17 protein-coding genes are annotated in these 19,434 nt (G+C 73.8%); 11 read left to right on the plus strand and 6 right to left on the minus strand.

Going from position 1 to position 19,434, the window contains the following annotated elements; translation table 11 throughout:
- Positions 1-181 precede the first annotated feature (181 nt).
- Positions 182-1,831 carry an NAD-dependent malic enzyme gene (locus tag QRT03_RS18435; RefSeq protein ID WP_286054449.1) on the plus strand — a complete coding sequence of 550 codons (1,650 nt, stop codon included), beginning with the start codon at positions 182-184 and terminating at the stop codon, positions 1,829-1,831.
- Here the strand turns inward: QRT03_RS18435 and QRT03_RS18440 are convergent.
- Entirely contained in the window at positions 1,828-2,445 is a 618-nt protein-coding gene (locus QRT03_RS18440) for a TetR/AcrR family transcriptional regulator (RefSeq protein ID WP_286054450.1), read from the minus strand. The two genes, QRT03_RS18435 and QRT03_RS18440, sit on opposite strands and share 4 nt — an antisense overlap.
- Positions 2,446-2,516: 71 nt before the next feature.
- Here QRT03_RS18440 and QRT03_RS18445 point away from each other — a divergent pair, with 71 nt between their 5' ends.
- Complete coding sequence (locus QRT03_RS18445) at positions 2,517-2,912, plus strand: RidA family protein (protein ID WP_286054451.1); 396 nt, start codon at positions 2,517-2,519, stop codon at positions 2,910-2,912.
- 12 nt (positions 2,913-2,924) lie between these two features.
- On the opposite strand, the gene QRT03_RS18450 is transcribed toward QRT03_RS18445, so the two are convergent.
- Complete coding sequence (locus QRT03_RS18450) at positions 2,925-4,181, minus strand: hypothetical protein (RefSeq protein WP_286054452.1); 1,257 nt, start codon at positions 4,179-4,181, stop codon at positions 2,925-2,927.
- Between the two features lie 76 nt (positions 4,182-4,257).
- Positions 4,258-5,622 (minus strand): acyl-CoA dehydrogenase family protein, encoded by a 1,365-nt coding sequence (locus QRT03_RS18455; protein WP_286054453.1) that lies wholly within the window; start codon positions 5,620-5,622, stop codon positions 4,258-4,260.
- A gap of 119 nt (positions 5,623-5,741) precedes the next feature.
- On the opposite strand from QRT03_RS18455, the gene QRT03_RS18460 reads away from it, so the two are divergent.
- The 4 genes from QRT03_RS18460 to QRT03_RS18475 all read left to right on the plus strand — a co-directional run bounded on the left by QRT03_RS18460 (position 5,742) and on the right by QRT03_RS18475 (position 11,339).
- Positions 5,742-7,304, plus strand: a complete 1,563-nt coding sequence (locus QRT03_RS18460; protein ID WP_286054455.1) for an Rv2578c family radical SAM protein — start codon at positions 5,742-5,744, stop codon at positions 7,302-7,304.
- Positions 7,305-7,631: 327 nt separating this feature from the next.
- Entirely contained in the window at positions 7,632-8,045 is a 414-nt protein-coding gene (locus QRT03_RS18465; protein WP_286054457.1) for a PPOX class F420-dependent oxidoreductase, read from the plus strand.
- A 47-nt stretch (positions 8,046-8,092) separates the two neighbouring features.
- The gene (gene aspS / locus QRT03_RS18470; RefSeq protein WP_286054458.1) at positions 8,093-9,922 is read left to right on the plus strand and encodes an aspartate--tRNA ligase; all 1,830 of its coding nucleotides are present in this window, start codon (positions 8,093-8,095) and stop codon (positions 9,920-9,922) included.
- A gap of 163 nt (positions 9,923-10,085) precedes the next feature.
- Positions 10,086-11,339, plus strand: coding sequence for a hypothetical protein (locus QRT03_RS18475; RefSeq protein WP_286054459.1), 1,254 nt, complete (start codon positions 10,086-10,088; stop codon positions 11,337-11,339).
- 21 nt (positions 11,340-11,360) lie between these two features.
- Here QRT03_RS18475 and QRT03_RS18480 read toward each other — a convergent pair whose 3' ends face one another.
- Both QRT03_RS18480 and QRT03_RS18485 read right to left on the minus strand, forming a co-directional pair.
- Complete coding sequence (locus QRT03_RS18480; RefSeq protein ID WP_286054460.1) at positions 11,361-12,518, minus strand: aminotransferase class I/II-fold pyridoxal phosphate-dependent enzyme; 1,158 nt, start codon at positions 12,516-12,518, stop codon at positions 11,361-11,363.
- A complete protein-coding gene (locus QRT03_RS18485) occupies positions 12,518-12,997 on the minus strand; it encodes an Lrp/AsnC family transcriptional regulator (RefSeq protein WP_286054461.1) in 480 nt (159 codons plus the stop codon). The genes QRT03_RS18480 and QRT03_RS18485 overlap by 1 nt, the downstream gene beginning before the upstream one ends.
- Positions 12,998-13,209: 212 nt before the next feature.
- Here QRT03_RS18485 and QRT03_RS18490 point away from each other — a divergent pair, with 212 nt between their 5' ends.
- Positions 13,210-14,607: a replication-associated recombination protein A gene (locus QRT03_RS18490; protein WP_425604866.1), complete on the plus strand. Its 1,398-nt coding sequence runs from the start codon at positions 13,210-13,212 to the stop codon at positions 14,605-14,607.
- Here the strand turns inward: QRT03_RS18490 and QRT03_RS18495 are convergent.
- Complete coding sequence (locus tag QRT03_RS18495; protein ID WP_286054462.1) at positions 14,604-14,921, minus strand: hypothetical protein; 318 nt, start codon at positions 14,919-14,921, stop codon at positions 14,604-14,606. The genes QRT03_RS18490 and QRT03_RS18495 overlap by 4 nt on opposite strands.
- Before the next feature lie 186 nt (positions 14,922-15,107).
- Between QRT03_RS18495 and QRT03_RS18500 the strand changes: the two genes are divergently transcribed.
- The 4 genes from QRT03_RS18500 to alaS all read left to right on the plus strand — a co-directional run bounded on the left by QRT03_RS18500 (position 15,108) and on the right by alaS (position 19,432).
- Positions 15,108-15,833, plus strand: a complete 726-nt coding sequence (locus QRT03_RS18500) for an SDR family oxidoreductase (RefSeq protein ID WP_286054463.1) — start codon at positions 15,108-15,110, stop codon at positions 15,831-15,833.
- Positions 15,834-15,935: 102 nt separating this feature from the next.
- Complete coding sequence (locus QRT03_RS18505) at positions 15,936-16,340, plus strand: DUF948 domain-containing protein (protein ID WP_286054916.1); 405 nt, start codon at positions 15,936-15,938, stop codon at positions 16,338-16,340.
- The gene (locus tag QRT03_RS18510; protein ID WP_286054464.1) at positions 16,337-16,651 is read left to right on the plus strand and encodes a hypothetical protein; all 315 of its coding nucleotides are present in this window, start codon (positions 16,337-16,339) and stop codon (positions 16,649-16,651) included. The genes QRT03_RS18505 and QRT03_RS18510 overlap by 4 nt, the downstream gene beginning before the upstream one ends.
- Before the next feature lie 87 nt (positions 16,652-16,738).
- A complete protein-coding gene (alaS, locus tag QRT03_RS18515; RefSeq protein ID WP_286054465.1) occupies positions 16,739-19,432 on the plus strand; it encodes an alanine--tRNA ligase in 2,694 nt (897 codons plus the stop codon).
- Positions 19,433-19,434: the final 2 nt, after the last annotated feature.

Raw genomic sequence — 19,434 nt, forward strand, 5'->3', positions numbered from 1 at the left:
TGAACGGGTCCCGTCATGATCACGACGATCAGGTGAACGGGAGCGTAACCCTGATTCTCGATCGGGTGATGCACGCCCCATGCTCAGTACTTGCTCAGAACGGCGGGCGGACTCCTCGGCGCGGCGAGGGGTCTGCGGCAGGGTGGGAGCCGCGGGCACGGGCGAGCGGGAGGAACGGGCGATGACGCCGACCGGGGCGGACGACGACGGCGGGATCCTCACCGATCCGATGCGCACGAAGGGGACCGCGTTCACCGCGGAGGAGCGCCGCGAGCACGGGTTGCTGGGGCTGCTCCCGCACACGGTCACCACGCTCGACGAGCAGGTGGGGCGCTGCTGGGGCGAGGTGCACCGGCAGGCGACCGACATCCAGCGCTACGTCTACCTGCGCGGGCTGCAGGACCGCAACGAGCACCTGTTCTACTCGGTGCTCGCCGCCGACGTCCCGACGGCGCTGCCGCTGGTCTACACCCCGACCGTCGCCGAGGGGTGCCGCCGCTTCTCCGCGCTCTGGCGCCGCCCGCGCGGGCTCTACCTCGCCTGGCCCGACCGCGAGCACCTCGCCGAGATGCTGCGCAACCGCCCCCACCGCGAGGTCGACGTCATCGTGGTGACCGACGGGCAGCGGATCCTCGGCATCGGCGACCAGGGCGTCGGCGGCATGGGGATCCCGGTCGGGAAGCTCTCGCTCTACACCCTGATCGGCGGGATCGACCCGGCGCGGACGCTGCCGATCCTGCTCGACGTCGGGACCGACAACGCGGACCTGCTCGACGACCCGTTCTACCTCGGCTGGCGGCAACGCCGCATCGACGACGAGGAGTACTTCGCGTTCGTGGAGGACTTCGTCGCCGCGGTCGAGGACGAGATGCCCGACGTCCTGCTCCAGTGGGAGGACTTCGCCACCCCGCACGCGGCGCCGATCCTGGCCCGCTACCGCGACCGGCTGCTGACCTTCAACGACGACATCCAGGGCACCGCGGCCGTCGCGCTCGGCGCGTTGCAGGGCGCCACCGACGTCGCCGGGACCCGGCTGGCCGACCAGCAGGTCGTCATGCTCGGCGCCGGATCGGCCGGGATCGGCGTGTTGGAGATGGTGCGTCAGGAGATGGTCGACCAGGGGCTCACCGACTCCCAGGCGCGGGCCCGCTGCTGGGTGGTCGACGTGCGCGGGCTGCTGACGACCGACCGGGACGACCTGTCCGACGACCAGCGCGCCTTCGCCCACGACCCCGCCGACGTCGCCGACTGGGGCCTCGACGGGCCGGCGCAGCTGGGCGACGTCGTCGAGCACGTCACGGTCGGGGTGCTGCTGGGGCTGTCGACCGCCCAGGGCGCGTTCACCGAGGAGATCGTGCGGACGATGGCCGCGAAGGTCGACCGCCCGATCGTGTTCCCGCTGTCGAACCCGACCGCGAACGCCGAGGCGCGGCCCGCCGACCTGGACGCCTGGACCGGGGGTCGGGCCCTGATCGCGACCGGCTCGCCGTTCCCGCCCCTGCACCGCGACGACGGCGACGACGTCTCCGTGGCGCAGTGCAACAACGTCTACATCTTCCCGGCGGTCGGGCTCGCGGTGACCGCCGCACGGGCCACGCGGGTCACCGACGCGATGATGCGGGCCGCGGCCCGCGCGCTGGGCGACGCGTCGCCGGCCCTGGCCGACTCCCGGGCCCCGCTGCTGCCGGCCTGGGGAGAGGTCCGCGACGTCGCCGACGACATCGCGCTCGCCGTCGCCCGGCAGGCGGTCGCCGACGGCGTCGCCCCACGGGCCTCCGACGACGACCTGCGCGGCCGGATCGCGGCGACCCGCTGGACCCCGGGCTACTAGCCCGCCGACCCCGCCGACCACCCCGACCGCACCGACGCCGCGCACCGCGCCGGGTCGTCCCCGGCGCCCAGACAGACCGCCTCGGCGAGTGCCGGACCCTGGGCGCGCAGGGCCTCGGCCGGCAGGACGCCGCTCAGGACGAGCAGCACCAGGCCGTGGCCGGCGGCCCACAGCCGCGTCGCGACGTCGACCGGGTCGACCGGGTCGAACCGACCGTCGGCGCACGCCCGGGAGGCGGCCGCGACCAGCGGGGCGAACCCGCCGTCGGCGACCTCCGGGTCGGGCAGGTCCACGGCCGCGTCGAACATCGCGCGGTAGAGCAGGGGGTGGGCGACGGCGTTGTCGGCGTACGCGGCGCCGAGCGCGGCCAGGTCGTGCACCGGGTCGTCGGTCGGGTGCACCGTCGCCAGCCGCGCCGCCAGGTGGACGAAGCCCTCCTGGCGCACCGCGCCCCACAGGCCCGGCATGCCGCCGAAGTGCGTGTAGACGGCCATCGTCGACGTCCCGGCCCGACCGGCGAGCGCACGCAGCGTCACCGGCTCCCGGGCGGCGAGCATCGCGGCCGCCTGCTCGATGAGGGCGGTACGGACGGCGGCATCGGCGGGTTTCGGCACTGGACGAGGATACATAACGCTGCTATACATGACGAGACATAGCAACGCTATTCCATCCTCCGGAGGTCGTCGTGCCCGTCGAACTGCACAACCCGTCCACCCTCCCCGCCGCCGACGTCTACCGGCAGGTGGCCGTCTCGACCGGGACCCGCACCGTCCACGTCGCCGGCCAGGTGGCCCGGACCGCCGACGGCGGCCGGGTCGGGGAGGGCGATCTCGCCGCCCAGGTCGAGCAGGCGTACCGCAACGTCGCGGCGGCCCTCGACGCCGTCGGCGCCGGGTTCTCCGACGTCGCCCGGCTGCGGGTCTACGTCGTCGACTGGACCCCGGACAAGATGTCCGCCCTCGGCGAGGGCGTGGGCCGCACCGGCATCACGGCGACGCCGCCGATCACGCTGATCGGGGTCGCCGCCCTGGGCGAGCCCGACCTCCTCGTCGAGGTGGAGGCGACGGCCGTGCTGCCCTGAGGCGCCGTGCCGTCAGCCCTCGACGGCCTTCTGGCCCCGCCGTCCGGCCGGGAGGCGGTCGACGAGGCGGCCGAGGCGCTCCGTCGTGCCCTGCAGCGGGGCGAGGGCGTCCGCGAGCACCTTGATCTGGCCGTCGAGGTCCTCGATCCGCCCGGCGACCGTCCGCAGGTCCGGCGCGACCCGGACCAGCTCGGACGCGGCCGTCGACAGCGACGAGTCGAGGGTCTGCAGGCGGGGCGGCAGCTCGGGGAACGTGGTGTCGGCGTGCCGGGCCAGCACCTCCACGTGCTCGATCGCCGCCGTGAGCTTCTCGACCTCGGGCACCGCCTCCGCGAGCGCCCGCAGCGCGGGGGCCGCGTCGGCGATCTGCTGCGCGGTGGGCACCGCGTCCGCGATCCGCTCCACGGTGCCGGTCGCCGCGGCGATCGCCTCGACGGTGGGCACGGCGTCCGCGATCCGCTCGACGGTGGGCACGGCGTCCGCGATCCGCTCGATCGTGGGCACGGCCGCCGCGATCGCCTCGATGGTCGGCACCGCGGCCGCGATCGTCTCGACGGTCCCGACGGCGTCGGCGATGCGCTCGACGGTCGGGACCGCGGCCGCGATCCGCTCGAGCGTGGCGACCGACCGCGCGATCGTGGCGACGTCGTCGGTGGCCGCGGCGATCCGGCGGAGGTCCTCGACCGCGCTGCTCAACCGGGCGAGCGACTCGACCGCCCCCGCCAGCTCGTGGATGTCGTCGGCCGCTCCGCCGAGCTGCTGCAGGGCCGGGACCGCGGCCGTCAGCGCGTGGATGTCGTCGGCCGCCCCGCCGAGCTGCTGCAGGGCCGGCACCGCGGCCGTCAGCGCGCGGATGTCGGCCGCGGCGCCACCCAGCTGCTGCAGCGCCGGCACGGCCTCCCGCAGCGCGTGGATGTCGTCGGCCGCCCCGCCCAGCTGCTGCAGCGCCGGCACGGCCTGCGCGAGGGCGTGGATGTCGTCCGCGGCACCGCCGATGCGGTCCAGGGAGCGCTGCAGGTCCTGGGCCAGCGGGAGGAGCTGCTCCAGCACGGTGACCGCCCGGGGCAGGGCGCGCAGGGCGTCCCCGACGAGCGGACTGATCTCGACCGACGCCGTCTGCACCGCCGCGGCGAGCCCGCGCACGATGGACGGCCCGCGCAGGGTCAGCTCCACCGCCGTGCGCGCCGACGCCGCCGCCAGGGCGTACGCGGTGTCGAACACGCCGGGTGCCGACTCCGGACGGCGTGACGGCGGCGTCGACTGCGTCATCGGTGGCCCTCGCTACGGCATCCGGGGGACGGGTGGTGGCACGGACCCTAGAGGGTCCGGCCCGGGCGCGCCGTGATCACCGTCCGGGAGAGGCGAGCCGGCCGCCGAGGTCGAGGAGCTTGTCGGGGGCCTTCTGGGCGAGCTTGAGGAACGCCTCGCCGGCCCGTGCCCGCGCGAGCGAGCCGTGCCCGAACTTCCGGGACAGCCCGCCGTGGTCACCCGGGAGCTGGTGGTGCTGCGGGCTCTGGGACGCCTCGGTGGCGAGCGTCCGCCCGATCACCATCCGCTGGATCTCGCTCGTGCCCTCGAAAATCGTGTAGAGCTTCGCGTCCCGGTACCACTTCTCCACCGGCAGGTCGCTGACGTAGCCCCACCCGCCGCACACCTGCACGGCCTGCTCGGCGGCACGCACCGCGACCTCGGACGCCTTCAGCTTCGACATCGAGCCCTCGCCGAGGTGGAACGGCACCCCGTTCGCCGCCATCCACGAGGCCCGCCAGCACAGCAGGCGTGCGGCGTCGATCTCGGCGGCGATGTCGACGAGCGGGAAGGCGACGCCCTGGTTCTCGATGACCGGTGCGCCGAAGGCCTCGCGGCGCGACGCGTAGTCGCAGGCGTACTCGAAGGACGCGCGGGCGACGCCGAGGGCCATCGCGGCGACCATCGGGCGGGTCTGCTCGAACGTCCCGAGCGCGGCGGAGTCGCCCTCGCCGCGCCGGGCCTTCTCCAGCTTGTGCTCGAGCTTGCCCTCCTCGCCCAGGAGCTGGTCGGCGGGGATGCGGCAGTCGGTGAAGGAGAGCTCGGCGGTGTGCGAGGCGCGGTGCCCGAGCTTGTCCAGCCGCCGGACCTGCTCCATACCGGGCGTGCCCTTGGGCACCAGGAACATCGCCTGGCCCTTGGTGCCGAGCTCGGGGTCGACGACGGCGTTGACGATCGTGACGTCGGCGATGCCGCCGTTCCCGATCCAGATCTTGGTGCCGTTCAGCACCCACTCGTCGCCGTCCTTGACCGCCCGGGTCTGCAGGTTCGCGACGTCGCTGCCGCCCTGCGGCTCGGACACCGCGAGCGCGGCGAGCTTGATGTCGCCGGGCTCGCCGAACATCTCCGGGGCCCACTTCGCGAGCTGCTCGGGCGTGCCGGCCTGGTTCAGCGCCGAGAGCGCGAGGGCGGGCAGGACCACCGTCAGACCGATCCCGGCGCAGCCCCAGAAGATCTCCTCGAGGAACAGCGGCAGCGACAGACCCGTCGGGTCGGAGATCAGGTCCGCGTAGAACAGGGCGCTGTAGAAGCCCTCGCGGGCCGCGGCGTCGACGACGTCCCACGGGCACTCCTGGAGCTGGTCGTACTTCGGGGCCGCGGGGCGGATCACCTCCTCGGCGAAGGTGTGCGCACGGCGGACGAGCTCGTGGTGTGCCGGGGTGAGTTCGAGGGTGAAGCTCACGGGGGTCCTCCCGGTCCTGACGGCGGTGTGATCCGAAGTACCGCGTACCGACGGTACCGAAACCTGGTCGGGTCGACTCGAACTTGCGTTCGATACGAACACGTGTTCGACTCGTGGTCATGCGGTGGGCGGGTCAGCAGCTGGAGGACGACGGGGCACTGCCCGGCATGCCCGCGCTCAAGGGACTCGTGCGCAGCGTGCAGACCCCGGAGTTCGCCGGGATCACCTTCCACGAGGTCCGGGCCCGCTCCGTGCTCAACCGGGTGCCGGGCGGGTCGCCGATGCCCTTCTCCTGGACCGTCAACCCGTACCGCGGCTGCTCGCACGCGTGCACCTACTGCACGGTGGGGTCGACGCCGATCCTGCGGGCCGACGGCGGGTCGGTGCCGATGTCCGACCTGCAGGTGGGCGACGCGGTGGTCGGCACCGTCGTCGAGGGCGGGGTGCGGCGGCTGGTCCGCACCCACGTGCTCGCCCACTGGTCGAGCCGGCGGCCGGTGGTGCGGGTGCGGCTCGCCGACGGCACGGCGGTGGTCGTGGGCGTCGACCACCGGCTGCTCACCCGCACCGGGTGGCGCCACGTCGCGCGTGCCGCCGCCGACGGTCACGGCGGGACGTGGATGGTCCCCGGCGACGTCCTCCTCGGCGCCGAGACCCTCCCCGCGCCGGGACTCGCCGGCGTGCGGGACGAGCTCGACGAGTCCCGCGGCGCCGACCGGACGTTGGTCGCGGTCGAGCCGATGGGGGAGGAGACCGTCTACGACGTCACGACGACCACGGGCGACTACGTGGCCGAGGGCCTCGTCCACCACAACTGCTTCGCCCGCAACACCCACACCTATCTCGACCTGGACGCGGGGGCCGACTTCGACCGCCAGGTGGTCGTGAAGCTGAACGCACCGGAGGTGCTGGCGCGCGAGGTGCGGTCGGCGCGGTGGACCCGCGAGCACGTGGCCATGGGCACCAACACCGACCCGTACCAGCGCGCCGAGGGTCGCTACCGGCTGATGCCCGGCATCATCCGGGCGCTCGGGACCTCGGGGACACCGCTGTCGATCCTCACGAAGGGCACGCTGCTCGCCCGGGACCTCCCCGACATCGTCGCGGCCGGCCGGGACGTGCCCGTCGGCGTCGGGGTGTCGCTGGCCCTGCTCGACCCCGACCTGCACCGCTCCGTCGAGCCCGGGACGCCGACCCCGCGGGCCCGGCTCGACCTCGTGCGGAGGATCAGCGACGCGGGCCTGCCGGTCGGGGTGTTCGTCGCCCCGGTCCTGCCGGGACTCACCGACTCCGACGAGGCTCTGGACGCCCTGCTCGGCGAGATCGCCGCGGCGGGCGCGGCCGGTGCGAGCGTGCTCGCCCTGCACCTGCGGCCCGGCACCCGCGAGTGGTTCCACGGCTGGCTCGCCCGGGAGCACCCGTCCCTGCTCGACCGGTACGCCGAGCTCTACCGGCGCGGTGCGTACGTGCAGAAGGCCTACCGCGACGACCTCGCCCGCCGCGTGGCGGTGCTGCTGCGTCGGCACGGGCTCGACGGCGGCGGGCACCACATGGGTGGGCGGCTGGACGGAGGTCGCGGGGTGCGGGAGGACAACCCGGAGCCGTGGCCGGACGGGGCGCTGCCTCGCGTGCCCACGCGACTGGTCGAGGAGGCCCCCGCAGAACAGCTGTCCCTGCTCTGAGACGTCCCGGTCCGAGGCGGCGACCGACGCAGGGTGCGTTGCGCGACGCACACGGCGGGGGCGGTCGACTCGGCGCTGTACGGGCGTTGCGCCACGCACACGGCGGGAGCAATCGACCTGGAGCGGTACGTGCGTTGCGCCACGCACGACAGCGCCGTGGGCGCCACGCAACGCCGATCCGGAGCGGCTCGAACCGGCCCAGCCGTGTGCGCCACGCAACGCCGATCCGCAGCGGCTCGAACCGGCCCAGCCGTGTGCGTCACGCAACGCCGAGACGGCCGCCGTCACCTCCGCGCGGCGGTGAGGCGCGCGGGGTACTCCAGGACCATGGACCTCGACGAGGCGCGCGCCTTCCTCCGCGAGCACCACCGTGCCGTGCTCGCGACCACCCGCTCCGACGGGGCACCGCAGCTCTCACCCGTCGTCGTCGGGATCGACGACGAGGGCGCGGCGGTGATCAGCACCCGGGAGACGGCGATAAAGGCGAAGAACCTCCGGCGCACCCCTCGCGCCTGGGTCTGCGTCGTCCCGGACGGGTTCTTCGGACAGTGGGCGCAGGTGGAGGGGGACGTCGAGATCGTCGACCTGCCCGCCGCGCACGAGCCGCTCCGGATGCTCTACCGGCAGGTCTCGGGCGGTGAGCACGACGACTGGGACGAGTTCGACGAGGCGATGCGACGCGAGCGGCGGGTCGCGGTCCGGATCCACCTCGACCGGGCGGGGCCGACGGTGAGCGGCTAGATAGCCTGGGTGTCTCCCACCCGACGCGACCAGGAGATTCACCGCAGATGATGCGCACGCACCCCGCCGGCACGCTGCGCGCCGAGCACGTCGGCGCCACCGTCACCCTCGCCGGATGGGTGGCCCGCCGCCGGGATCACGGCGGTGTGGTGTTCATCGACCTGCGCGACGCCTCCGGGATCGTCCAGGTCGTGTTCCGCTCCGGTGAGGTGGCCGAGGCGAGCCACCGGCTGCGCGCGGAGTACTGCGTGCAGGTCGTCGGGACGGTCGAGGCCCGCCCGGCGGGCAGCGAGAACTCCGAGCTGGCCACCGGTGGGGTCGAGGTCAGCGCCACCGAGCTCACGGTCCTCTCCGAGTCCGCGCCGCTGCCCTTCCAGATGGACGAGACGCCGGGCGAGGAGGTCCGGCTGCGCTACCGGTACCTCGACCTGCGCCGCGAGGGCCCGGCGCACGCGATCCGGATGCGCTCCCGGGCCAACAAGATCGCCCGCGACGTGCTGTCGGACCGGGACTTCGTCGAGGTCGAGACGCCGACGCTGACCCGCTCCACCCCGGAGGGCGCCCGCGACTTCCTCGTGCCCGCCCGCCTGCGCCCGGGCAGCTGGTACGCCCTGCCGCAGTCGCCGCAGCTGTTCAAGCAGCTACTGCAGGTCGGCGGCCTCGAGCGCTACTTCCAGATCGCGCGCTGCTACCGCGACGAGGACTTCCGCGCCGACCGCCAGCCGGAGTTCACCCAGCTCGACATCGAGGCGAGCTTCGTCGACCAGGACGACGTCATCGCGCTGGGCGAGGCGGTCATCGGGGCCCTGTGGTCGGAGCTGGCGGGCTACGAGCTCCCGTCGCCGGTCCCGCGGATCACCTACGCCGACGCCATGGCGCGCTACGGCTCGGACAAGCCCGACCTCCGGTTCGGCATCGAGCTCACCGAGCTCACCGAGTACTTCGCCGAGACGCCGTTCCGGGTGTTCCGCGCGCCGTACGTCGGGGCGATCGTCATGCCCGGCGGGGCGTCCCAGGCCCGCCGCACCTTCGACGGGTGGCAGGAGTGGGCCAAGCAGCGCGGCGCCCGCGGGCTCGCCTACGTGCTCGTCGGTGACGACGGCCAGGTCGGCATGGGCGGCCCCGTCGCGAAGAACCTCTCCGACGCCGAGCGGGAGGGCCTCGCGAAGGCGGTGGGCGCCAACCCCGGCGACTGCGTCTTCTTCGCCGCCGGGCCGCGCTCGTCGTCGCGGGCCCTCCTCGGGGCGGCGCGCGGCGAGATCGCTCGTCGTCAGGAGCTGATCGAGCCCGGCACCTGGTCGTTCGTGTGGGTCGTCGACGCGCCGCTGTTCGAGGCGGCCGACGAGGCCACCGCCGCGGGCGACGTGGCGGTCGGCTCCGGGCAGTGGACCGCGGTGCACCACGCCTTCACCTCGCCGACCCCGGAGTGGATCGACCGGTTCGAGGAGGACCCGGCGAACGCGCTGGCCTACGCCTACGACCTGGTCTGCAACGGCAACGAGATCGGCGGGGGGTCCATCCGTATCCACCGCCAGGACGTCCAGGAGCGGGTGTTCGCGCTCATGGGCCTGACCGCGGAGGAGCAGCGGGAGAAGTTCGGCTTCCTGCTCGACGCGTTCTCCTTCGGCCCGCCCCCGCACGGCGGCATCGCGTTCGGCTGGGACCGCATCTGCGCGCTGCTCGCCGGCGTCGACTCGATCCGCGACGTCATCGCCTTCCCGAAGACCGGCGGCGGCTACGACCCGCTGACCGCGGCCCCCGCCCCGATCACGGCACTGCAGCGCAAGGAGGCGGGCGTGGACGCGAAGCCCGCTCCCGCTGCCCCGGTGAAGCCGCCGGAGCGCCCCGTCGACGACCCCGGTGACCAGTCCTCCTGAGGAGCCGATCGCGCGTTCGGTTGCGCGCCGTCATTGCCACATACGGTGACGCCGCGCAACCGATACGTGGTGCTGTGAACACCCACGTGCATCGATTCCGAGAAGGTTCAGTCCGCATTACTCGCGAGTAGTAGACGCACCGGGGCGTAGGGTCCATCGTCTGATGACCCCCCTCACGGCCGACGATTCCGACACTCCGTCCACGCTCGATCACCGCGGGACCCCACCGGAGGGGACGGGCCGTTCACCCGGGGAGACCGTCGCGCTCGCGGAGGAACTGCTCACCCGCCGCAGCGGTGCGCGGGTGCGTCTGGCAGACGTGGAGGACCTCGGGGGCAGCCACCGCTCGCGGGTGGTACGGGTCCGCGTGGCCGAGAACCCGTTCTCGCTGCCCCGCACGCTGGTGGTGAAGCACTACCTCGGGCCGGTCGCCCCGGGCGGCACGGCGGACCGCGTCGACCCGTTCCCGTACGAGGCCGCGAGCTGCCAGCTGTTCACCGCCATGCCGGCCGACGACCGCGCCACGCCCACGCTCTACGCGAACGACCCGCAGCGCCGTCTCCTCGTCCTCGAGGACCTCGGCCGCGGCTCGACGCTCGCCGACAAGCTGCACGGCGACGACCCCAAGGGCGCGGAACGGGCCCTGCTCGGCGCCACCCGCGCGCTCGGACGGCTGCAGGCGGCGACGGCGGCCCGCGAGGGCGACTTCGGCGCCCTGCTGCGGCGCTCCGGGGTGCGGCACTGGCGCGACCCGCTGGCCGACGACGCCCGCAGCGCGCTCGCAGAGATCCCCGACCTGCTGGCAGCCCGGCTCCGCGTCGAGGCCGCGCCGGCCGCCGTCGCGTACGCGCGGTCCGCGGCCGGCCTGCTCGGCGGCACCCGCTACCGCGCCTTCAGCCCCTCGGAGATCTCGCCGGAGAACTGCCTGCTGACCGGCGCGGGCGCGCGGTTCCTGGACTTCGAGTGGGGCTGCTTCCGGGACGTGGCGTTCACCGCGTCCTCGGTGCGCCTGCCCTTCCCGGGCTGGGCGGCGCCCTACTCGCTGCCGACCGGCATGGCCGAGGCCATGACCGCCTCGTGGCAGTCCGAGGTCGCGGGGGTGTGGCCGGAGCTGGCCGATCCCGCCGTCGCCGGGCCGCGGCACCTCGCCGCGACCACGCTGTGGGTCTGGGTGGCCACCCGCTCGTTGCTGCCCGTCGTGACGGGGGAGGCGAGCGCGCCCGAGCAGGTCGTGGTCGGGCGCCCGCACGACCGGGCCGCCGCGGTGCTCTCGGGCTACTGGCAGCGCCTGCGGACCGATGCCGTCCGTCAGCGGGAGCAGCCCGTCGTCGACCTCGCGGACGCCGTCACCCGAGCGCTCGCGCCGTACGGCGGCGACGTGCCGCTGCCGCCGTTCCCGGCGTTCGCGCGGGCCTGACCCGCCGTCAGGAAGCCGCCGTCAGGAACCGATGAAGCGGGAGATCCGCTCGAGTGCCTGCTCGAGCTGGGGGAGGGCCGTGGCGTACGAGCAGCGCACGTGCCCCTCCCCGGAGGGCCCGAACACGTTGCCCGGCACCACGGCCACCTTCTCCTGCGTCAGCAGCCCCTCGGCGAACTCCTCCGAGGACATGCCGGTCGCGGTGATCGACGGGAACACGTAGAACGCGCCGCCGGGCACGGGGCAGGTGAGCCCGAGCTCGTCGAGGCCCTTGGAGAAGAGGCGACGGCGACGGTCGTAGTCGGCGACCATCTCGTCGACGTCGTCCTGCGCGGTCCGCATCGCCTCGAGCGCGGCGATCTGGGACATGTGCGGCGCGCACAACATCGTGTACTGGTGGATGCGGTGCATGAGCTGCGCGAGCGGCTCGGGGGCGCAGACGTAGCCGACCCGCCAGCCCGTCATCGCGTAGGACTTCGAGAAGCCGCCGAGCAGCACCGTGCGCTCCCACGCCGCAGCGGAGACCGGGGTGTGCGTGCCGTGGTAGGTCAGCCGGTCGTAGATCTCGTCGGAGAGCAGCCAGAGGTCGTGCTCGCGGGCGAGTGCCGCCAGCGCCTCGATGTCGGCGGCACTCTGGGCGCTGCCGGTCGGGTTCGACGGCGAGCCGAAGAGGATCGCCTTCGTGTTCTCCGTGATCGCGGCGCCGATGATCGCCGGGTCCAGCCGGTACGCATCGCCCGGGTCGAGCGCCACCGGCACCGGCACGCCGCCCGCGAACGCCACGCACGGCTGGTACGCGACGTAGCAGGGCTCCGGCACGATCACCTCGTCACCGGGGTTGAGCAGCGCCCGAAGGGTCAGGTCGAGCCCCTCGGAGACGCCGCTCGTCACCAGGCACTCGTCCGCGGCGCGGTAGCGCACGCCATAGCGGTCCGCGAGGTCGTCGGTGACCGCCTCGCGCAGCTCCAGCAGCCCGCTGTTCGAGGTGTACGTCGTCGCGCCGTGCTCCAGGGCGTGGATCGCCGCCTCGCGGGCGCTCCACGGCGTGGGGAAGTCCGGCTCGCCGACGCCGAGGGAGATGACGCCCTGCATGCTCTGCGCGAGGTCGAAGAACTTGCGGATTCCTGACGGCGGGATCGCCTCGACGACGCGGGAGAACGGCTTCTGCGGGGTGCTCATCAGGGCGTCACCGACAGACGCTGGTCGGGCTCGGGATCGGTGAGCAGCTGGCCGTCGTCCTTGTAGCGGCGCAGCAGGAAGTGCGTGCTGGTCGCCGTCACGCGGTCGATGCCGGAGAGCTTCTGGGCGACGAAGTCGGCGACCTCCTTCATCGACGCGCCCTCCACCTCGACGCGGAGATCCTGCGCCCCGCTGACCAGGTGCACCGCGCGGATCTCGCGGAACCGGGCGATGCGCTCGGCGACGTCGTCGAACCCGCGCCCGCGCTCCGGGGCGACGGTGACGTCGACGAACGCCGTCACGCGCTCGTCGCCGAACCGGTCCCAGTCGACGACCGCCTTGTAGCGCCGGATCACCCCGGACGCCTCCCACGCCGCGACCTGCTCGCGCACGGTCGCCTCGTCGATCCCGGTCAGCGTCGCGATCCGTTCGGAGCTCGCGTGCGCGTCGGACTCCAGCACGGTGAGGATCTCCCGCATGGTCATCGACCCTAGCCGGGCGTGCGGGATCACCGCGGGTGGCGGTCACGGGCAGGTGGCAGGTGCTCCGTGCTCCCGTCGTCGTGGGCGAGCTCGGTGTCCGGGAGTCCCACTCTCGCGAGGGCTACATAAGGCAGGATCTGTGCCCCCGGAACCTGCGCCGTGTGACTCTCGAGGCCGGGTTGTCGGGGGCGGGCAGTAGCGTCGGGCGCGTGAGCGAGGAGGGGCTGTTCGACGTGGCGCCGCCGGAGCCCGAGCGGCCGGCGGCCGACGACCTCCGGCCGGTGACCCGGGGCGTCGTGGAGGACCGTCCCTCGCCGGCCGGGAACGACGTGCGCCCGCCGCTCGCCGTCCGGATGCGCCCGGCCTCGCTCGACGAGGTGGTCGGGCAGGACCATCTGCTCGCCCCGGGTGCCCCGCTGCGCCGGCTCGTGGAGGGCGCGGCGCCGGCGTCGGTGCTGCTCCACGGCCCGCCAGGCACCGGCAAGACGACGCTGGCCCGCCTCATCTCGCAGGCGACCGGGCGGGCGTTCGAGGCGCTGTCCGCGCTCTCGGCGGGCGTCAAGGAGGTACGTGGGGTCATCGAGGTGGCCCGGCGTCGCCTCGCGGCCTCGGATCCCCGTCGCACGGTGCTGTTCATCGACGAGATCCACCGCTTCAGCCGCACGCAGCAGGACGCGCTGCTCGGCGCGGTCGAGGACCGGGTGGTGCTGCTCGTCGGGGCCACGACGGAGAACCCGAGCTTCTCCGTCGTCGCGCCGCTGCTGTCCCGCTCCCTGGTCCTCGGTCTGCACGCGCTCGACGACGAGGCGGTCGGGACGCTGCTCGACCGGGCGGTCGCCGATCCGCGCGGACTGGCGGGCACCGTCACGCTGACCGACGAGGCCCGCGCGCACCTCGTGCGCCTCGCAGCGGGCGACGGCCGTCGCTCGTTGACCGCGCTGGAGGCGGCCGCCGACGCGGTGGGGGAGGGCGGGGTCCTGGACCTGGCCGTCGTCGAGCAGGTCGTCGACGAGGTCGCCGTGCGCTACGACCGCGCGGGCGACCAGCACTACGACGTCATCTCGGCGTTCATCAAGTCGATCCGCGGGTCCGACCCGGACGCCGCCCTGCACTACCTGGCCCGCATGATCGTCGCAGGAGAGGATCCGCGGTTCATCGCGCGGCGACTCGTGGTGCACGCGAGCGAGGACGTCGGCCTCGCGGACCCGACCGCGCTGCAGGCCGCGACCGCCGCCGCCCAGGCGGTGCAGCTGATCGGACTGCCGGAGTGCCGCATCGCGCTCGCCCAGGTGACGATCCACCTGGCGACCGCGCCGAAGTCGAACGCCGTGATCACCGCGATCGACGCCGCGATGTCCGACGTGCGCACCGGGGCGGCCGGTCCCGTGCCGCCGCACCTGCGCGACGGGCACTACGCCGGTGCGCAGAAGCTGGGCAACGCGGTGGGGTACCGCTATCCGCACAACGAGCGCGCCGCCGTCGTCACCCAGCAGTACCCGCCGGACGAGCTGGTCGGCCGGGACTACTACACGCCGTCCGGCCGCGGGGAGGAGCGGGCGATCTCCGAGCGGCTCGCGCGCCTCCGGGAGGTCGTGCGGGGAGGTTAGGCCACCGGTGGCAGCCGCCGGAGGATCTCGGTCAGCATCTCCGTGTGCCCCTCGAGCGTCGCGGTGTGCCCCTCGAGCGTCGCGGTGTGCCCCTCGAGCGTCGCGGTGTGCCCCTCGAGCGTCGCGGTGTGCCCGTCGAGGGTCGCGGTGTGCTCGGCAAGCGTCGCGGTGTGCTCGGCAAGCGTCGCGGTGTGCCCGTCGACGATCACCTTGATGTCGTCGACGGTGTCCGCGAGGGCACGGAGGTCCTCCTTCAGCCCGTCGACCCGGACCTCCAGGCGGTCGACGCGGGGCGCGAGGTCGTACTCGGTCATGGCGACACGGTAGCGACGAGAGACCCGGTCCCGAGGGCGTTCCGCGCACCTCGCGGCCGGGCTGCGCACTTCTGTGGCGACACGCGCGAGCAGAGCGACGACACGCCACACGAGTGCGGGTCTCCCCCTGGCGCCGACGCCGAATTCGGTCGCGGTCATCCGCGACACGGAGGCAGTCTCGCGGACATGGGACGGGTCCTGGTCACCGGCGCCAGCCGACGGCGCGGCATCGGAGCCGCGATCGTCCGCCGCCTGCACGACGACGGGCACCGCGTCGTCGCGCACGGGTGGCGGCCCTACGACGAGACCGAGCCGTGGGGCGCCGACGACGAGCCGTTCACCGACCGACCCGGCGTCACCGTCGTGACCGCCGATCTCGCCGATCCGGGCGCCCCGGCCCGACTCGTCGCGGACGCGGGGCCGCTCGACGCCCTGGTGGTCAACCACGCCCGCTCGCAGCTCGGTCGCCTCGGCGAGCTGGACGCCGACACGCTCGACCGCACCTGGGCGGTCAACGTGCGGGCGACGCTGCTGCTGGTCCAGGCGTTCGCCGCGCAGGCACCCGACGGCGGGCGCGTCGTGCTGTTCACCTCGGGCCAGCACCGCGGACCGATGCCCACCGAGATCCCCTACGCCACCACCAAGGGCGCGCTCGCCGCGATCACCGCCACGCTCGCCGACGCCCTGGCCGACCGCGGGATCACGGTGAACACGGTGAACCCCGGGCCCACGGACACCGGATGGGCGGACGAGGCGACCACGGCCGCCGTCGGGAAGCAGCTGCCCCGCGGGCGGTGGAACCGCCCGGAGGAGGCCGCGGACGTCGTCGCCCTGCTGCTCGACGGGCGGGCGGCGACGATCACCGGTCAGGTCGTGGACGCCGAGGGCGGGTTCCGCCGGTGGACGGCGTAGCCACGGGGCGCACGACCATGGTCACCCGGTAGCCTGCCGCCACCGCCGAGGACCCGTCGTGGTCCGCGTCGGTCCACGACCACCAGCCGAAGGGGTATGACCGTGTCGGTCGGGCAGATCGCGGCGATCATCGCCGCGGTGGCGTTCGTGATCCTGGTGCTGCTGCTGGCCGTTCCCTTGATCAAGCTGGGTCGCACGCTGGACGAGGCGACCATCGCCATCCGCAAGGCGCACGAGGGGTCCGCCCCGCTGCTGGACGACGCCCAGGTCACGCTGACCACGGTGAACACCCAGCTCGAGCGCGTCGACGGCGTGACCGCGAGCGCCCAGGCGGTCGCCGCGAACACCCGGGCGCTGAGCTCGCTGTTCACCGCCACCCTGGGCGGGCCACTGGTGAAGGCGGCGGCCCTGTCCTACGGGCTGCGCAAGGCCAGCCAGGCACGCAAGCTGAAGAACGCACCGCCCTCGAAGCGGTCCACCAAGAGCAAGCGGAGTTCCCGCGCATGAAGCGTCTGTTCTGGGTGGGCGTCGGCGTCGCCATCGGCGTCAGCGCCACCCGCAAGGTCAACCAGGTCACCCAGCGCGCCACCCCGGCCGGCATGGGCGCCAGCCTCGGCGAGGGTCTGCGCGAGCTCGGGGCCGGTCTCGGGGCGTTCGGCGCCGAGGTGCGCGCGGGGATGAACGAGCGGGAGCAGGAGCTGTACTCGCTGGTCGAGGACACCACCGAGATCCCGGTGCGTCCGGAGCCGTCGTTCGTCGAGCCGTCGCCGAGCGGGCGGCACGCCCGAGCGTCCCGGCGGGGGGCCGCCGGGCGCTGAGCGCGCCCCGTCCGCGGCGCCCCCGCCCGTCGCGCCCGTTCCACCGCCGAGCCGAGAGGCTCCACGCACCCACGAGCAGGACCACACGTGCAGACCCACGAGATCCGCCGACGCTTCCTCGCCCACTTCGAGAACGCCGGCCACACGCCCGTCCCCAGCGCCTCGCTGATCCTCGACGACCCCACTCTGCTGTTCGTCAACGCCGGGATGGTGCAGTTCAAGCCGTACTTCCTCGGCGAGGCCCCGCCGCCGTACGCGACGGCCACCTCGATCCAGAAGTGCGTGCGCACCGGCGACATCGAGAACGTCGGGCACACCACCCGCCACAACACGTTCTTCCAGATGGCGGGCAACTTCTCCTTCGGCGACTACTTCAAGGAAGGCGCGATCCGCCACGCCTGGGCGCTGATCACCGGCTCCCAGGACGACGGCGGGTTCGGGTTCGACCCGGAGCGCATCTGGGTCACCGTCTACGAGAACGACGACGAGGCCGAGCGCATCTGGCACGAGGTCATCGGCATGCCCGCCGAGCGCATCCAGCGCCGCGACGGCCGGGACAACTACTGGGACATGGGCATCCCCGGTCCCGGCGGGCCGTGCTCGGAGATCTACTACGACCGCGGGCCGGAGTACGGCGTCGAGGGCGGCCCGGTCGCCGACGAGGACCGCTACCTCGAGATCTGGAACCTCGTCTTCATGCAGGACGTCCGCGGGGACCAGAGCCCGAAGTACGGGGCCGCCCCGATCGGCGAACTGCCGCAGAAGAACATCGACACCGGGATGGGCATCGAGCGCGTCGCGTTCCTGCTCCAGGGCGTCGACAACGTCTACGAGACCGACCTCGTCCGCCCGGTCATCGACCGCGTGCAGGAGCTCTCCGGCCGCTCGTACGACGACGGGTCGGCCGAGGACGGCGTCCGCTTCCGGGTCATCGCCGACCACGTGCGCACCGGCGCGATGATCATCGGCGACGGCGTCGTGCCCGGCAACGAGGGTCGCGGGTACGTGCTGCGCCGCCTCCTGCGCCGGGTCGTCCGCAACGCCCGGCTGCTCGGGATCACCGAGCCGGTCCTGGTCGACCTCGTGGGCGTCGTCCGGGACGCCATGGGGCCGTCGTACCCGGAGCTCGTCACGGACTTCCCGCGGATCGCCGCCGTGGCCGCCGCCGAGGAGGAGGCCTTCCTGGCCACGCTCGCCACCGGCTCGCGGCTGTTCGAGTCCGCGGTGTCGGAGACCCGGGCCGGCGGCAGCACCCAGCTGTCCGGGGAGAACGCCTTCCTGCTGCACGACACCTACGGCTTCCCGATCGACCTCACCCTGGAGATGGCCGCGGAAGCCGGCCTGGACGTCGACGAGGGTGCATTCCAGTCGCTGATGGGGCAGCAGCGGGCCCGCGCGAAGGCCGACGCCGCCTCCCGCAAGCAGGGTGCGGCCGACCACTCGGTCTACCGGCGCCTCCTCGAGGAACACCCGCCCGGGGAGTTCCTCGGCTACACCGACCTGCAGGCCGCCACCCGCATCGTCGGGCTGCTCGTGGACGGGGCATCCGTCCCGGTCGCCCGCGAGGGCGACGCCGTCGAGATCATCCTGGACAACACGCCGTTCTACGGCGAGTCCGGTGGTCAGCAGGCCGACACCGGGGTGATCCGCACGGCGAGCGGCACGGCCCGGATCGACGACGTCCAGCTGCCCGTGCCGGGTCTGCGCCTGCACCGCGGCGTGGTCACCGGCGGCGAGGTCGCCGTGGACACGGCCGCCGACGCCGAGGTCGACATCGCGCGCCGGAACGCGATCGCCCGCGCCCACACCGGGACGCACCTGATCCACGCCGGCGTCCGCAACGCCCTGGGCTCGGCGGCCGCGCAGGCCGGGTCGCTGAACGCGCCCGGGCGCCTCCGGTTCGACTTCACCTCCCCGAGCGGCGCCATCCCGCCGTCGGTGCTGCTCGAGGTCGAGGACGAGGTCAACGAGATCCTCCAGGAGGACCGCCCGGTCGACTGGTACGTGACGTCGATGGACCAGGCGCGCGAGCTCGGCGCCATGATGCTGTTCGGCGAGAAGTACGGCGACCGGGTCCGGGTGGTCGACATGGGCGAATACTCCCGGGAGCTGTGCGGTGGCACGCACGTCGCCCGCACCGGCGAGCTCGGCATGGTCAAGGTCATCACCGAGGGCTCCGTCGGGTCCGGGGTCCGCCGCGTGGAGGCCCTCGTCGGCCTGGACGCCTTCCGGTACCTCAACCGCGAGCACGTGCTGGTGAGCCAGCTCGCCGAGCAGCTCAAGGCCCCCGCCGAGGAGCTGCCGGAGCGCATCTCCGGCATCGTCGACCGGCTCCGCGCCGCGGAGAAGGAACTGGAGAACGTCCGGGCCCGTGAGGTCCTCGCGTCGGCCGGGGCGCTCGCCGAGGGCGCCGACGACGTCGGCGGCATCGCGCTGGTCGCCGCCCGTACCCCGGACGGGGTCGGCGGCGGCGACCTGCGCACGTTGGCCTCGGACGTCCGCGGCCGCCTCGGCGACCGACCGGGCGTGGTCGCGCTGTTCGCCCCGGACGACGACAAGCTCTCCTTCGTCGTCGCGACGACGGCCGCCGCCCGCGACCGCGGACTGGCCGCCGGGGACCTGGTGAAGACCTTCGCGCCGGCCGTCGGCGGGCGGGGTGGCGGCAAGGCCGACCTCGCCCAGGGCGGTGGCTCGCCGTCCGGCGGACCGGCCGGGATGGACGCCGGGATCGGTGCCGCCATCGACGCGCTGCGGGCACAGGTGGCGACGGCGGGTTCCTGACG

Origin of the sequence: Actinomycetospora termitidis (assembly GCF_030286555.1) — a bacterium.
GTDB classification, from domain to species: Bacteria; Actinomycetota; Actinomycetes; order Mycobacteriales; family Pseudonocardiaceae; genus Actinomycetospora; species Actinomycetospora termitidis.

What these genes read in the sequence shown, in the direction of transcription:
- QRT03_RS18435 (WP_286054449.1), top strand. Translation starts at nt 182, where the DNA reads ATGACGCCGACCGGGGCGGACGACGACGGCGGGATCCTCACCGATCCG.
- QRT03_RS18450 (WP_286054452.1), bottom strand. Translation starts at nt 4,181, where the DNA reads ATGACGCAGTCGACGCCGCCGTCACGCCGTCCGGAGTCGGCACCCGGC.
- QRT03_RS18460 (WP_286054455.1), top strand. Translation starts at nt 5,742, where the DNA reads ATGCGGTGGGCGGGTCAGCAGCTGGAGGACGACGGGGCACTGCCCGGC.
- QRT03_RS18465 (WP_286054457.1), top strand. Translation starts at nt 7,632, where the DNA reads ATGGACCTCGACGAGGCGCGCGCCTTCCTCCGCGAGCACCACCGTGCC.
- aspS (WP_286054458.1), top strand. Translation starts at nt 8,093, where the DNA reads ATGATGCGCACGCACCCCGCCGGCACGCTGCGCGCCGAGCACGTCGGC.
- QRT03_RS18475 (WP_286054459.1), top strand. Translation starts at nt 10,086, where the DNA reads ATGACCCCCCTCACGGCCGACGATTCCGACACTCCGTCCACGCTCGAT.
- QRT03_RS18480 (WP_286054460.1), bottom strand. Translation starts at nt 12,518, where the DNA reads ATGAGCACCCCGCAGAAGCCGTTCTCCCGCGTCGTCGAGGCGATCCCG.
- QRT03_RS18485 (WP_286054461.1), bottom strand. Translation starts at nt 12,997, where the DNA reads ATGCGGGAGATCCTCACCGTGCTGGAGTCCGACGCGCACGCGAGCTCC.
- QRT03_RS18495 (WP_286054462.1), bottom strand. Translation starts at nt 14,921, where the DNA reads ATGACCGAGTACGACCTCGCGCCCCGCGTCGACCGCCTGGAGGTCCGG.
- QRT03_RS18500 (WP_286054463.1), top strand. Translation starts at nt 15,108, where the DNA reads ATGGGACGGGTCCTGGTCACCGGCGCCAGCCGACGGCGCGGCATCGGA.
- QRT03_RS18510 (WP_286054464.1), top strand. Translation starts at nt 16,337, where the DNA reads ATGAAGCGTCTGTTCTGGGTGGGCGTCGGCGTCGCCATCGGCGTCAGC.